Below are 15,370 nucleotides of genomic sequence, written 5' to 3' on the forward strand. Positions count from 1 at the left end.
GCGACACGTGCTCGTGGACACCGATTGCGGCGCGGATGACGCACTCGCACTGGCTTTTCTCGCGAGGACATCTGGCGTCGAGTTGACGAGAGTCACCTCGACCTGGGGGAACTGTACGGCCGATGAGGCGGCAGCGAACGCACAGTATGTTCTGCGTACGGTAGGCGCGGACCACGTACCGGTAGTTGCTGGGTCATCCAGACCGAATCCTTCATGGCGCCGGGGCACCGCTCATGGCCCGGATGGGCTCGGGGAAGGCGAGCCGCCGAGACCAACGTGGACCGGTCCCGTGGGAGCCGCGGAGGCGATTGTGCAGTTCGCTCTCGATCACGCGGGGGAAGCAGAATTGCTGTGCATCGGCCCGCTGACGAATCTATCCGCGGCCCTTGAACGCGCGCCATGGCTACCAGAGTTGTTCCGGAGCGTGGTCATCATGGCCGGCCACGGTGTGAGCGACAGTGAATGGCTGCGGCAGGCCGGGGATACCAACACCCGGCACGATCCTGTTGCCGCGCAGCATGTTGCGGACTCCTTGCTCCCTGCGGTGTGGGTGGGCATCGATATCACGCGATCCGTGTTGCTGTCGGGAGATGACTTCGGCAACGGGAAGGCCGGCCGAGTTCTTCGCCGCATTCATCAGGAGTACGGCCGAAATCGGGCCAGGGATTACGGGTACGCCGAAGTGGGCTGGCACGTTCCAGCGCATGACGGCGTGGCGGCGGTCTGCTTGGCAGACGAGTCGGCGGCCGGCCTGGCGACCGTGCCGGGAAGAATGGTTGTGCTCGACACCGAGTCGGGGCCGACCTTGCGGTGCAACGGTTCGGGGCACCATCGGGTCGCGACAGGAATTGATACCGCATCCGTCCTGAGGCTGCTGCGGCGGGTGACTCTCTGATGAACCTCCGTTGCCGCGTGGGACCGATCGGTTCGGGTTGCCCGTCTGACAACTGACAGCAGCTTCGTACGGTGACCAGCCCCGCTCAGACCCGTAGTCCAGTGAAGGGCTCGAAGGGGATGTTCCTCACCACGAACCAGGCCACGGTCACTGTCAGGGCGACGGCCGGTGCCCAAGGTAGGTGCTGCCAGCCGCGAATCTTGCGCCCGCGCAGCCGTCCCCGAGTCCACGTGAGATACGCGGCGCCGAGAAGAACGAGCGCTGCCACGCCGACAGCGTTGTAACGCAGCGCATTCGCGATGTCGAGGTGAAGGAGCGAGTAGAGCATGCGGGTGCTGCCGCAGCCTGGGCAGTTGATCCCCAGAAGCGCTTTGGTCGGGCACACGGGAATGACACCACCAGGCGTCGTCGGGTCGGCCCAAGCGACGAACCCGCACACCGTGAAAATGGTGGCGGCAACGGCCACGGGCGCGCCGAGACGACGCACTCCCTGCCGGGCCGTTGCCGGGTCCACCTGGGAGTCTTGCATCACATGCCGGCGGTCGCGGAGAACGCGCTCATCATAAGGATGACGTAGAGCACCGCAAACACGAGACCGGCGGGTATACACCACAGAGCGAACTTCTTGGCGTCCTCGGCGGCCTTGCGGGCGGCATCGAACTGGCCTTGCGACCACAGCGAGTTCACCCGCGTTGCCTTGACGATCGAGACGATGCCGAGTGGCAGACAGCAGAGGACCGTCGCCAGGATCGCCCAGACCAGGTTGTTGTCCGGCGGGGTCATGTACCCCTGCGGGGGCGGAGCCGGGTAACCGTAGTTCGGATGCGGGGGGACGCCCTGCTGTCCGTAGTTCGGGTCCTGGCTAGGGTACGGATTCTCGGTCACTCGTTGGCCTCGCTTGGTTTGAACGCTGGGATGTGGTCGAAACGAACAGACTGGGCAGTCTAACTTTGCTTGCACAACTGCTCCCACTCCCTCTAGGAGTGCGGCGAAGGCGGACGCTCAGCAGGACGCTTCCTCGGTTCACAGACCCCGATCGATCAGGTCGAGGATTTCCTCGCTGGTTGCCGAGTGAATCTTGTCTACCGCGTCGGCATGTGCATCGCCCGCGCCGACTTCCGCCAGCAAGAGTCTCAGCCGCTGCGCGATCGCCGACCGCGCCTCGCCGTCTTCGCCGAGTTGCGCGATGGCCGCGCGCAGCCGATCGAGGTCGGCAAGAGCCACCGAAGCCGGGTCCGGGGCGAGCTCCGCACGTAGGAACTCCGCGATGGCACGCGAATTCGGATGATCGAACACCACGGTCGGCGGCAACCGTAGCCCGGTAGCGGCACCGAGATAGTTGCGCAGAGCAACGGCGGCGAGCGAGTCGAAGCCGAGTTCCTTGAACGCCTGATCCGGGTCGACCTTGTCTGCGGCGGCATAACCGAGGACTTCGGCGGCGCCGGTCCGCACCAGATCGAGCATCAGGTGCCGCTGCTCTGGAATCGACCGATTGGCAAGGCGCTGCTCCCAATCCGACGGTCCGGACCCCACCGATCCGGGTTCTGCTGCGCCCGATCCCGACGACCGCGGGCGCGATTCCCGGATCAGGCCACGCAGCGGAGCAGGGACGTAGGGTGCCGCCGTACCGGAGTGGTCGAACCGGGCGGCCGCCACGGCTGCGACACCTGCTGTCAACGCGGTATCGAGGAGTGTCAGACCGTCGACTGCTGACAGTGGGACCATTCCACTGCGGCGCGCGCGAGCGAGATCGATCGCACCGAGGTTGTCGGTCATAGCGCTCGGCGGCGCCCACATCCCCCACGCAATCGAGAGCGCCGGCAGGCCAAGGGCGTGGCGGTGACGGGCGAGGGCGTCAAGGAACATGTTCGCGGCCGCGTAGTTCGCCTGGCCGGGCGCTCCGAGGACCCCAGCCAGCGACGAGAACATGACGAACGCCTGCAAGTCACACTTCTCCGTCAACCGGTGCAGGTGCCAGGCGGCATCGACCTTCGGTCGGAGCACTGCGTCGAGACGGTCGGTGGTGAGCGAAGGCAGGGTGGCGTCATCTATCACCCCTGCCGTGTGGATCACCGCCGTCAGTGGGTGCTCGGAAGGTATCTCGGCCAGCAATCCGGAAACTGCCGTCTCGTCGGACGTATCGCAGGCAACGATGCTCACCTCGGCGCCCGTGGCGACCAGTTCGCGGCGCAACTCGTCGCAGCCCTCGGCATCGGGTCCGCGCCGGCTGGTCAGCAACAAATGCCGTGCCCCGTGCTCGGTGACCAAATGACGAGCCACCAACGAACCCAAAGCGCCGGTGCCACCGGTGACCAGAACGGTCCCGCGGGGATCGAATGGCGAAACGGCGGAATCGTGCACGGGACGCAATCGCCGCAACCGCGGCGCAAGCAAGGTGCCATTCCGCATTGCCGATTGCGGTTCCCCACTTGCCAGAGCCGACGTGATTGCGGCCGACGCGGTCGCAACTTCCGCGTCCGCCCCTTCGTCGAGGTCGATCAGCACGAATCGATCCGGGTTCTCGTTTTGCGCTGAGCCGACGAGACCCCACACTGCAGCAGCGGCGAGGTCGGTTCGATCATCGCGCCGCGAATCGTCATCGGTGGCAATCGCATTCCGGGTCACGATCACCAGGGGGCTGTTTGCGACATCGTCTTCCAGCCACTTCTGCAGCAGGTTCAGCACCCGGGCGCACAGTTGGTGGGTCGCCTCGGGACCTTGCTCGCCCTCGGTGCCGCACCCGACCAACACAGCCCTAGGCCGCCGGTCATCCTCGTCCGCCATGGATTCCATCGCGGTTCGCAGAGCTTCCACGTCCGGATACCTCGGGAGGTCCGTACCAAATCCCTTGTCACCAAATCCCTTGTCACCAAATCCCTTGTCACCAAATACGTTGTCGGCGAACCCATCGGCACCGAGCACAACCATCGGACCGATGGTCTGCTCAGATGAATCGACCTCGACGCGAACCCACGACAGCCGGTGCAATCGACGAGCGGCGGAACCGCCGGCGCCTTCCCCGTCAGTCACCCTCTGCACGACCCGCAGCGCGTCGACCGTCAGCACCGGCCTACCCTCCGGGTCGATGGCGGCCAGCCGATAGCGTCCGTCCTCGCCCGCTTCGAACTGCACCGATACCGCCTCTGCGCCAACGGTGTGCAGACGGACTCCCGCCCAGTCCATCGGCCAGCCATCCCAACCGAGGATCGGCTCGAGTACGTCCTGCAGTAGCGCCGGATGGATGCCGAACCCGCTTGTGTCGATGCCTTCTTCGAGGCCCACCTCGATCTCGGTACCTTCTTCGAGGCCTACTTCGGCACCCTCATCAACTTTCGGTACCTCCTTGGCAACGCTGACGACGTCGTCGATCGTCGCCGAAGCGTTTCGGACCCAAGCGTCCTCGCTGTCGTCCTCGCCCGGATTCGACGAAATCGTGACGGTGCGATCGCCGCTACCACCGTCCGGGGACACCAACACGCGAATCGATGCCGACCCCGACGACGACAGGGTCACTGGATGATGAAGAGTGAGTTCCCGGATATGGTCGAAACCGACGTGGTGGGCCGCGTGCAATGTGAGTTCGACCAGTACGGACGGCGACACGATCTGCGGGCCATCGGCCGAGGACGAGTCGGCATCATCACGCGGCCCGGCCGCGGTGTCATCACGCGGCCCAGCCGCGGTGTCATCACGCGGCCCAGCCGCGGTGTCATCGACCGGCGCTGCCACGAGCCACGAATCTCGCCGAAGCGACAACTGACCGGTGAACAACGTCGAGTCGTCGTCGAGCGTCATGGTCGCCCCGAGCAGCGGATGATTCGCTGCGCTCAACCCCAGCTCCGTCGGATCACCGGCATTTCGCATGGGCTCCGACGGCCAGAAGGAACGACGCTGGAATGCGTAGGTGGGCAAGTTCACCCGGCGGCGGCCAGGCAACACCCGATCCCAGTCGACCGCTACTCCGCGCACATAGGCGGCAGCAACCGCCTCCATGATCGCGTGTGCCTCGGTTCGACGTTTCGGCAGTGTCGCGATCGTATCCGGGACGAGTTCGGCAGCGTATGCGGCGAGGGTTGCGCCGGGACCGACTTCGATGAAGCGGGTGACGCCGAGCTCTTCGAGGGCGTGCACGCCGTCATGGAAGCGCACGGGCTGCCGGATGTGCCTCGTCCAGTATTCCGGAGACGTGAGTTCGTCGGCGGTGGCCAAACGTCCGGTCTCATTGGAAACGACAGGAATCTTCGGCTGCTGCGCCGACAACCCCGACACAACGGCGGTGAACTCGTCGAGGATGGGTTCCATCAGGGCGGAATGAAAGGCCCGCTCGACCCGCAGGGTCGTGTTCTTGATGTCCGCTGCCTTCAACTCGGTTGCGACAGCTTGCACCTCGTCCTCTCCGCCGGAGAGGACCACCGATTCGGTGCCGTTGACCGCTGCCAGATCGACCCGGCCGTCGATCTGCGCCATGATGTCTTCTGCTCGCGCCCGTACGGCGATCATCAGGCCAGGTTCGGTCGATTGCATCAATCGTCCACGGTTGCCCACCAGCGCGGCGGCATCGGGCAGGCTGAACACCCCCGCGACATGTGCAGCGGTGATCTCCCCGATCGAATGACCGATCAGGTAGTCGGGGGTAATGCCCCAATCCCGCAGCAGCCGATAGAGCGCGACCTCGACGGCGAACAGTGCCGGTTGGGTGTAGTCGGTGCTGTCGAGCTTCGCGTCTCCGCCGTCAGCCTCGTCCCAGATCACTTTTTGCACCGGGGTTTTCACATGTTCGTCGAGGGCAGCACACACGTCGTCCATCGCGTCGGCGAACACCGGGTAAGAATCGTAGAGGCCGCGGCCCATCCCGACCCGCTGTGCTCCTTGGCCGGTGAACATGAATGCCGTCTTCCCACGGGCACTAGTCCCGGTGATGACGTTGCCACCCGGTCGGCCTTCCGCGATACGGGCCAAACCCTCACGGAGTTCGGCCAAGGTTTGTCCGATCACCGCCGCGCGATGCGGGAAGCTGGATCGGGTGGTGGCCAGTGAGTATGCGAGATCGGCCAGATCCGGTAGGTCTTCCTCATCCTTGTCGAGGAATTCCTCCAAACGAGAGGCTTGCGCACGCAGCGCATCAGCCGACTTCCCGGAGATCACCCAGACCAGCGGCGACTCCGGTGGCTGCGGAGCTTGCGGTTCCGGCTCGGCGGGCGGCGCCTCGAGGATCATGTGTGCGTTGGTGCCGCTGATACCGAACGACGACACCGCCGCTCGTCGAGGCCGTCCGGTCTCGGGCCACGCGATCGGTTCGGCAAGCAGAGAGACCTCGCCCGCTGTCCAATCAACGTGTCGTGTCGGAGCATCGCCGTGCAGGCTCGGCGGCAGCACCCCGTGCCGCATCGCCATCACCATCTTGATCACGCCGGCCACTCCCGCCGCCGCCTGGGAATGCCCGATGTTCGACTTGACCGAACCGAGCCATAGCGGCCGACCGGCCCGATCTTGTCCGTAGGTGGCCAATAGTGCCTGCGCCTCGATCGGATCCCCCAGTGTCGTGCCTGTGCCATGCGCTTCCACTGCGTCGATATCGGTTGGGCCGAGCGAGGCGTTGGCCAGCGCCTGGCGGATCACCCGTTCCTGGGACGGCCCGTTCGGGGCAGTCAATCCGTTGGAGGCCCCGTCCTGGTTGACCGCCGAACCGCGAATGGTCGCCAGCACCCGATGGCCGTTGCGTCGTGCGTCGCTGAGCCGTTCGAGCACCACCATTCCGGAGCCTTCACTCAATCCGGTGCCGTCCGCCCGGTCGGAGAACGGCTTGCACCGTCCATCCGGGGCGAGCCCGCGCTGGCGGCTGAACTCGACCAGCACACCGGGCGTGGACATCACCGTCGCTCCCCCGGCCAGCGCGAGGGGACATTCACCGTCGCGCAGGGCCTGTGCCGCAAGGTGCATAGCCACCAGTGACGACGAGCAGGCCGTGTCGACGGTAACTGCGGGGCCGGTGAAGCCGAGAGAGTAGGAGATCCGGCCGGATGCCACGCTGTCGCTGGTCCCGGTCATCAGATAGCCCTCGGCATCGACATTTCGCTGCGCCATCAAATGGAAGCCGTAGTCGCCACCCATCAGCCCGATGTACACCCCGGTGCCGGTCAGATCGGGCGAGTCGGGCTGGATACCCGCCTGCTCCAAGGCTTCCCAGGCACTCTCGAGAAGAAGTCGGTGCTGCGGGTCCATCGCGATCGCTTCACGAGGGCCGACCCCGAAGAACGCGGCATCGAATTCATCGGCGTCGTAGAGGAATCCCCCCTCTTTCATATACGTGGTGCCACTGCGGTCGGGGTCGGGGTCGTAGACCTCGTCGAGATCCCAGCCTCGGTTGTCGGGATACGCACCCGCGGCGTTGTGGCCATCGCGTACGAGTCGCCACAGGTCGTCTGCGGAGTACACCTTGCCCGGGTACCTGCAGGCCATGCCGACGATCACGATCGGGTCGTCGTCCTCGCTGGTACGTGCTGCGCGTGTCGGTTGCGCAGTTGAACTGCTGCCGAGTAGGCGGGCGAGGAGTTCGCGCGTGAGAGCGTCCGCGGTGGGATGGTCGAAGACCACCGTTGCCGCCAGGCTCACGCCGGTGGCGTTGGCGAGGTTGTTGCGCAGTTGAACGGCGGTCAGGGAGTCGAAGCCGAGTTGCTTGAAGGCGCGTTCCGGGTCGATCACCTCTTTGCCGTCGTAGCCGAGCACCGCGGCCACGTGCGTGGTGACGATGTCGAGTACTCGGCTGTGGCGCTCCCCGGGATCGAGTGCACGCAACTCGTCGGCAAGACCGGTAGGCGACTCGGTGGCTGCGGCGCGCCGTCGACGGATACCGAGAACCCGCCGCAGGATCGGCGGCACCGATTCACCCTCGGTTCTCGAGGCGCGCATCGACAGTCGTATCGGGACGACCAACGGTCGGTTCAAGACCAACGCGGCATCGAACAGGTCGGGCCCCGACTCCGGGCTGATGGTATCGATACCGTTGCGCTGCAAGCGGTCGAGATCGGTCGCGCTCAGATGGGACGTCATCCCACTCGGACGGTCCCACAAGCCCCACGCCATCGAGATCGCGGGCAATCCGCGGACGCGGCGGTGCTGAGCAAGTGCGTCGAGAAAGACATTCGCGGCGGCATAGTTTGCCTGACCGGCGCCGCCGAGCACACCAGCCGCAGAGGAGAACAGCACGAAGGCCGACAACTCGCGATCACGGGTTAGTTCGTGCAGATGCCAGGAGCCGTCCACCTTAGGGCGAAGAACCGCGTGCAACTGCTCCTCACTCAACGTGGCGGCAGTACCATCTTCGAGCACCCCGGCGGCATGGACCACTCCGGACAGGTCGGGAATGTCTGCAAGCAGGGCAGCGATCGCCGCGCGGTCGGCCACGTCGCAGGCGGCGGCGCTGACCTCCGCCCCAGTGCCGGCGAACTCGGCCTGAAGTTCGGCCACACTCTCGGCGTCGAGCGCCCGCCGGCCGGTCAACACCACTCGGCGCACCCCGTACCGGTCCACGAGGTGACGCGCGATCAGCCTCCCGATGGTTCCCGTACCTCCGGTGATCAAGATCGTTCCGGTCGGACCGAAGGGGGGCGGGCTTTCTTCGGATTCAGCCTTGAACGCAGCCGTAGCGAGTACGGGCGCAAGCAGCGAACCGTCCCGGATCGCCACCTGAGGTTCCTTGCAAGCCAATGCCATTGACAGCAACGCCGGATCTGGCGTTTCTCCGGCCGGCACATCGAGGTCCACCAGCGTGATGCGATCAGGATTCTCGTTCTGCACCGCGCTGATCAGGCCCCACGCAGGTGCGGCGGCCACGTCGTCGATCGGTTCGTCGTCGCGGACCGGGACAGCGAGCCTGGTGGTGACCAACAGGTGGGTCTCGTCCAGGCCGTCTTCGCGGAGCCAGTACTGAATCGCGCGCAAAGCCTCCTGCGCGGCAGCGTGTGCTCGACTCGGCATGGGCGACTCGTCGCCTGGATGAAGATCCAACCACAGCACGCGATCGGTGTGATCGCCTCCGGCGAGTGCGTCCTGGAGTGGCATCAAGTCCGCAGCGGCAGTGGTGGCCGCTGTGGTGGGTATCCACTCCACACGGTAGAGGCTGCTGCCTACCCCAGCCGTGGAGACACTCGTATCCCCGAGAGGCCGCAGCGCCAGCGAGTCCGCTGTCAACACCCGTTTCCCGACCGCGTCGTATGCGGATACCCGGTATCGCTCCGCCCCGGTCATGGTGATGTGCACACGCAGCGATCTTGCACCCTCAGCGTGCAGTTGTACGTTGTCCCACACAAACGGCAGCCGAACGTCGCGTGCACCAGTTTCCGCGGCCCCGAACGCAATCACGTGCAACGCCGCGTCCAGCACTGCCGGATGGATCCCGTATCCCGCGACTTCGGGGTCGTCTCCGCCTAGCCGGACCTCGCCATACAGCTCGTCGCCGCGACGCCACGCTGCCCGCAGCCCTCGGAAGGTCGGGCCGTATCCGTAGCCGACCTCGTCGAGCAGCCCGTAGAGACCGCTGACGTCGATCGGAGTGGCATCGGCCGGCGGCCACTGCTGCTCGGTAGTGTCATCGACGTCCACCGACGCCGAAAGCGTGCCGCTGGCGTGCCGCGTCCACGGAGCTTCCGGCGGGGCATCTGCAGACCTCGAGTGCACCGCCACCGTGGCTCGGCCGGCTTCACCGTCGGCGAGCACGCTGACCTGTAGGGCAACTTCACCCTCGACCGGAATCGTCAAGGGCACTTCGATGGCGAGTTCCTCGATCCGAGCGCACCCGATGCGGTTCCCCGCGTGCAAGGCGAGCTCGACGAAAGCGGTGCCGGGCAGTATCACGGTTCCGTTCACGGCGTGATCGCTGAGCCACGGAAAACGTTCCGGTGAAAGCAGGCCCGTGAACACCGCACCACGGCCGTCACCGAGTTCTACGGATGCGGCGAGCATCGGGTGTCCGCCCGCTTCCATGCCGGCCGACGCGAAATCACCCTGCGGCGCAGGACTGTCCAACCAGAAACGGCGGTGCGTGAAGCCGTATGTAGGCAGTTCAACCCACGGGTGCCGACCGTCGCGCCGAGCCCAGCCCACGCGGTCCCACTCGATGTCCAATCCGTGTACCCACGCCTCGGCGAGTGCCGCGGTGAACTGACGCAGCCCTGCACGGTCGCGGCGGATAGTGCCGATTATTCGGCCGGCGACACCCGTAGCGTCAAGGGTTTCTTGCATCGGCACGGTCAGCACAGGGTGGCTGCACGATTCGATGAACAACCTATACCCGTCCGCGACAAGCGACCTCGTCGCTTCTTCGAACCGAACTGGGTGGCGCAGATTCCTGTACCAGTAGCCCGCGTCCAGGGCGGTTCCCTCGAGCTCACCACCCGTGACAGCCGAGTAGAACGGAATCCGCGACCGGCTCGGGGTGATCGAGGCGAGAGCGTCGAGAATCGGTTGGCGCAGGACCGAGACATCCGCGCAGTGCGAGGCGTATTCCACAGCGATCCGCCTGGCCTGCACGCCCTCGGCCTCCAACTGCCCCACCAAGGCATCGAGGGCATCGTCTGCACCGGACACCACCGTCGCGGACGGCCCGTTGATCGCCGCTACCTCGATGGCACCGGACCAGGGTTGAATCCTCTGCCGTACAGCGTCCGGGGGCAGCGGCACTGAGGCCATACCTCCGCCTCGCCGGGCCGACGTCACAATCACCCTGCTTCGTGCCGCGACGACAAGAGCTGCGTCGGAAAGGCTCAGAGCGCCGCTGATGTAGGCGGCGGCAATCTCGCCTTGCGAGTGCCCGACCACAGCAGCCGGTTCGACGCCGTGGGAGCGCCACAGCTCGGCGAGACCGACCATCACTGCGAACAGCGCGGGTTGCACCACATCGGCCCGGTCCAGCGCGGCCGGATCCGGATCACGCAGGACATCGAGTAATGAGAACGACGTGTACGGTGCCAGCGCGTCGGCGCACTCCTGCACGGCATCGGCGAAAGCTGGCGACGAGTCCAGCAATTCCGTGGCCATACCTACCCACTGCGAACCCTGACCCGGGAAAACGAAGACCGGCCTGTCCCCGGCCTCCAACGCCGCACCGGTGACCAAGTCGGCGCTGGGCGCACCTCGACTCAGGGCGTCGAGACCGGCCAAGAGGCTCTGCGGCTCTGTGCCGATCACCGCCGCGCGATGGTCGAACCTGGTACGTGAGGTCAGCAATGCGCTCGCCACCGCGGCGGGCGGCACCTCGGGGTGGTCGGCGGCATACTCACGTAGCCGCTGTGCCTGGGTGCGCAGAGCGTGTTCGGTCTGGCCCGAAACGCACCAGGCCAAGACTTCGGCCGCGTGGGGGCTCGCCTCCTGAGATGACGGATCATGCTCCTTCGGGGCCGGCAGGAACTGTTCCAGTACGACATGGGCGTTGGTGCCGCTGATGCCGAACGACGAGACTGCCGCCCGGCGGGGTCGATCGACCTCCGGCCAATCCCGGTTCTCGGTGAGGAGAGACACCGATCCAGCAGACCAGTCGACGTGCGGGGTCGGCTGGTCGACGTGCAGCGTCTTCGGTAGGACGCCACGGCGCATCGCCATGATCATTTTGATCACCCCGGCAACACCGGCGGCCGCCTGGGTATGCCCGAGGTTCGACTTCACCGAGCCCAGCCACAGCGGCCGGTCCGTGGGGCGGTCGCGGCCGTATCCGGCCAACAACGCGGTCGCCTCGATCGGATCGCCCAGCTTGGTCCCTGTACCGTGCGCCTCGACGGCATCGACGTCGGCCGGATCCAGCCCGGCATTGGCCAGCGCCTGCCGTATCACACGCTCCTGTGCCTGCCTGTTCGGAGCGGTCAGGCCGTTGCTTGCACCATCCTGGTTCACCGCACTGCCGCGGATTACGGCCAGTACCCGGTGCCCCTTTCGCTCTGCGTCAGAGAGTCGCTCCAACGCGATCATCCCAGCACCTTCACCCCAAGCGGTGCCGTCGGCAGACGCGGCGAATGCCTTGCACCTCCCGTCTGGGGCAAGTCCGCGCTGGCGACTGAACTCCACGAACACCGCGGGGGTCGCCATAACGGTCGCCCCACCGGCCAGCGCTAGTTCGCACTCACCGGCGCGCAGCGCTTGCATGGCGAGATGGATGGAGACCAACGACGACGAGCACGCGGTGTCCACGGTGATCGCCGGACCGGACAGGCCGAAGCTATAGGCCACTCGCCCGGAGGCGACACTCATCGCGTTGCCGGTGATGAAGTAACCCTCTAGGTCTTCCGGCGGGCGTCCGCCGACACGCGCCGCGTAGTCGATACCGGACAGCCCGGTGAAGACCCCGACCTGGTGGCCGTGCAACGACCGCGGATCTATCCCGGCATGCTCGAAGGTCTCCCAGCTCGTTTCGAGAAGAAGGCGCTGTTGGGGGTCCATGGCCAGCGCCTCACGCGGGGAGATCCCGAAGACCTCGGGATCGAACGCCGCCGGTTCGTCGAGAAAGCTGCCCTGCACCGTGTAGGTTTTGCCCGACTGCTCTGCCTTCGGGTCGTAAAGTTCGGCCAGACCCCAGCCGCGGTCCTCGGGGAACTTCGTTACGGTTTCCGAACCCGATTCCACCAGACTCCACAGTTCCTGCGGTGATCGCACCCCACCTGGGAATCTGCAGCCCATCCCGATCACGGCGATCGGTTCGCGGCTCACCCCCTCGGCCTCGCGGAGCTTCTCCCGAGCTTGGTAGAGGTCCGCTGTCACCCGTTTCAGGTAGTCGAGGAGCTTCGCCTGATCGGCCATTCGAGACCAGCTCCCATCCAAGATCCGCCTTGCCAGCGTAGAAACTTCGATTGTATCCGTGACCACGGCCCGGACGCATTGATCCGCAGCGGTGACGGGGGCGCCTAGATCACGATTGGCCACAGTTTCGTGCCCGATTCAGGGCCCGTCGAGAAGCTCGCCACAACGCCGTGAAAGCAGGTCAGAACACTTTCCGCCGTTTGCCTCCTCGGAACGAAAGGTGCGGCATACGAAGGTAGTTCGCAATTCGAGCGCGGCACTACCGGATACCACGCCGTAGAATTTCGGTGAGGAGGCTATCGCCCTCCCCGGTGCACAATCCCGCAGGCGCGCCCATATCAAGCGGCGGAGAACGACGATGCAATTTGGAGCCCGATTCGGCAGGTACCGCCTCGACCTTCCAATGTCAGCGGATGCGAACGGCGAGGTCTGGGCAGCATTCGACACGGTCACGAATCAACACGTGACCGTGCGCGCGCTACCAGCGGAAACTACCGAGAACGACGAGTACCGCGATCGGTTCGAACGAGTTGCCGGCATTGCGGCGAACATCCACCACCCCTATGTGCTTCCGGTCCACGACTTCGGGCAGATCGGCGACCGCCTCTTCCTCGCAACCCCGCACATCCAGGGCACCAGCCTGCACACGATGCTCCAGTCCACCGGCGCGATGGAGGTACCACGCGCGGTCGACATCATCGAACAACTGGCGTCGGCCCTCGAAGCTGTACACGCGGCGGGACTCGCAGAGCAGGTGGTCACGTCGTCGAACGTTCACATGCAGGAAAACGGGCTGATCTGCCTCACCGACGTCGGGCTCCCCGCTAGTCCGGGCAGGCCGTCGGGGGTCTACGGTCTCGCCTCGGTGCTGTACGAATGCCTCACCGGCATGCCGTTTCAGCCCTCGGGCGGAAACGAGTTGCCTACACATCCATCGTCGGTCATGCCTACGGTGCCCGCCGGCATGGACGCCGTGATCGCGCGGGGCACCGCGGTCGACCCCGCACGACGATACCCGTCCGAAAGCGAATTGGCCGCCGCCGCTCGCGGGGTGGTGGCACCCGCACCATCCGTCCCCGAGCCCAGTCCCTCAATCCCTCCGGTCAACTGGAGGCGGCGTGCCATGGTCGCCGGCCTTTCGGTCGTAGCAATCATTGCTGTCGCGATCGTCGGCGGCATCGCTATAGGGTCGAGGCCGTCGCCCGACGCGACCGTCCCCGCAGCATCGCCAACGTCTGAACAGGCATCCTCGCCGACCGTGACCACTCCGCCGCCTGCCACGACCCATCCGACCCAGGCTGAGCAGGCAGCACCGGAACAGGCACCACAGCAGGCGCAGACCCAGATTGCGGAAACAGCTCCACCTCAGCAAGCGCCCCAACCCGCACCAGCACCAGCACCAGCACCTGCGCCCCAGGTACTGCCGTGCTACGACGGCTACCAGCACACCCCACCACCGGACGGGCCGTGCCTCTCGATCGGCTCATCCCCCGAACCGGCACAGGTACCGGCCGCACCCGCGCCACAGGTGCTGCCCTGCTACGACGGCTACCAGCACACCCCACCACCGGACGGGCCGTGCCTCCCGATCGGCTCATCCCCCGAACCGGCACAGGTACCGGCCGCACCCGCACCACAGGTGCTGCCCTGCTACGACGGCTACCAGCACACCCCACCACCGGACGGGCCGTGCCGCAGAATCCCCTGAGCCGATTAGGATCGGCCCGTGATCGACTTCGAAAATGCGTCATTCATCAAACTCACCCAGTCGGATCCGAATGCCGCCTGGGACGCCCTTCAAGGACTCCTCATCCCTGGCGAGGAGATTCTCATGGCATTCAAAGGCGTGCGAGACTCGGTGACCTTCACCAACAAGCGCATCGTCGTGCTCAATGCGCAAGGCATCACCGGGAAGAAGAAGGACTACACCTCACTGCCCTACAACCGCATCCAAGCGTTCTCCGTCGAGACGTCCGGGACCTTCGATTCCGACACCGAACTCCAACTGTGGTTCAGCAGCTTGGGATTGGTGCGCTTCGAATTCGGCCGCGGCACCGACATCCGATCCGTGAACTACCTCATCGCGAATCACGTGCTCTGACGGCACGGCCCTACGTCGGATCAGGTGCTCAGAGCTTGTAGCCGATCGTGCGGAGCAGGGCCTTGCGGTCGGCTACATCGGCGCTCGTCTCCACGCCGGCTGGTGGGCCCCCGTCGATCACGCCGACGATGCCCCGGCCGAGCTCGGTCTCCGCGACGATGATCTCGACGGGGTTGGCCGTCGCACAGAAGATGCCGCACACCTCTGGTACTCGTTTCAACGAGTTCAGGAAGTTCACCGGGTAGCCGTCCTCGACGAACACGAAGAACGAGTGTCCCGCTCCGACGGCAAGCGCGTTGCGCTTGGCCAACTCGACGAGAAGATCGTCGTTGCCCGAGCAGCGCACCAGACGAGGCCCGGAGGCTTCGCAGAATGCCACACCGAACCGGAGGTGAGGACTCACCCCGGCCAGTGCTTCGTGCAGGTCCTCGACGGTCTTGATGAAGTGGGACTGCCCGACGACCACGTTCATGTCGTCAGGCTTGTCGACCGCTACGCTGTGCAGTTCCACGATCGCCTCCTCCGGTGCCTGTGATTGACGGAAGGGTCGACAATCAGTCTGCCTCGCTTCGGCACGGACTACAACGACG

Annotated in this window: 7 protein-coding genes; 3 read left to right on the plus strand and 4 right to left on the minus strand. The window is 65.6% G+C overall.

What is annotated here, in order from left to right; all coding sequences use genetic code 11:
- The first annotated feature begins 13 nt into the window (after window positions 1-13).
- Entirely contained in the window at window positions 14-895 is an 882-nt protein-coding gene (locus BFN03_RS20255) for a nucleoside hydrolase (RefSeq protein WP_232320554.1), read from the plus strand.
- Window positions 896-980: 85 nt separating this feature from the next.
- Here the strand turns inward: BFN03_RS20255 and BFN03_RS16180 are convergent, their stop codons facing one another.
- The 3 genes from BFN03_RS16180 to BFN03_RS16190 form a co-directional block, all read right to left on the minus strand.
- A complete protein-coding gene (locus BFN03_RS16180; protein ID WP_070379862.1) occupies window positions 981-1,424 on the minus strand; it encodes a DUF2752 domain-containing protein in 444 nt (147 codons plus the stop codon).
- Window positions 1,424-1,780 carry a CD225/dispanin family protein gene (locus BFN03_RS16185; RefSeq protein WP_070379863.1) on the minus strand — a complete coding sequence of 119 codons (357 nt, stop codon included), beginning with the start codon at window positions 1,778-1,780 and terminating at the stop codon, window positions 1,424-1,426. The genes BFN03_RS16180 and BFN03_RS16185 overlap by 1 nt, the downstream gene beginning before the upstream one ends.
- Before the next feature lie 138 nt (window positions 1,781-1,918).
- Entirely contained in the window at window positions 1,919-12,679 is a 10,761-nt protein-coding gene (locus BFN03_RS16190) for a type I polyketide synthase (protein ID WP_070379864.1), read from the minus strand.
- A 358-nt stretch (window positions 12,680-13,037) separates the two neighbouring features.
- Between BFN03_RS16190 and BFN03_RS16195 the strand changes: the two genes are divergently transcribed.
- Together BFN03_RS16195 and BFN03_RS16200 are read left to right on the plus strand one after the other, a co-directional pair.
- Window positions 13,038-14,387 (plus strand): serine/threonine-protein kinase, encoded by a 1,350-nt coding sequence (locus BFN03_RS16195; protein ID WP_070379865.1) that lies wholly within the window; start codon window positions 13,038-13,040, stop codon window positions 14,385-14,387.
- 18 nt (window positions 14,388-14,405) lie between these two features.
- Window positions 14,406-14,780 (plus strand): PH domain-containing protein, encoded by a 375-nt coding sequence (locus BFN03_RS16200; RefSeq protein ID WP_070379866.1) that lies wholly within the window; start codon window positions 14,406-14,408, stop codon window positions 14,778-14,780.
- 28 nt (window positions 14,781-14,808) lie between these two features.
- Here the strand turns inward: BFN03_RS16200 and BFN03_RS16205 are convergent, their stop codons facing one another.
- Window positions 14,809-15,291 carry an adenosine-specific kinase gene (locus BFN03_RS16205; RefSeq protein WP_070379867.1) on the minus strand — a complete coding sequence of 161 codons (483 nt, stop codon included), beginning with the start codon at window positions 15,289-15,291 and terminating at the stop codon, window positions 14,809-14,811.
- Window positions 15,292-15,370: the final 79 nt, after the last annotated feature.

The organism is Rhodococcus sp. WMMA185, assembly GCF_001767395.1.
GTDB lineage: Bacteria > Actinomycetota > Actinomycetes > Mycobacteriales > Mycobacteriaceae > Rhodococcus_F.

Bases quoted from the DNA above. Each gene is read 5' to 3' on its own strand.
- BFN03_RS16180 (WP_070379862.1), bottom strand. From the start codon at position 1,424: ATGCAAGACTCCCAGGTGGACCCGGCAACGGCCCGGCAGGGAGTGCGT.
- BFN03_RS16190 (WP_070379864.1), bottom strand. From the start codon at position 12,679: ATGGCCGATCAGGCGAAGCTCCTCGACTACCTGAAACGGGTGACAGCG.
- BFN03_RS16195 (WP_070379865.1), top strand. From the start codon at position 13,038: ATGCAATTTGGAGCCCGATTCGGCAGGTACCGCCTCGACCTTCCAATG.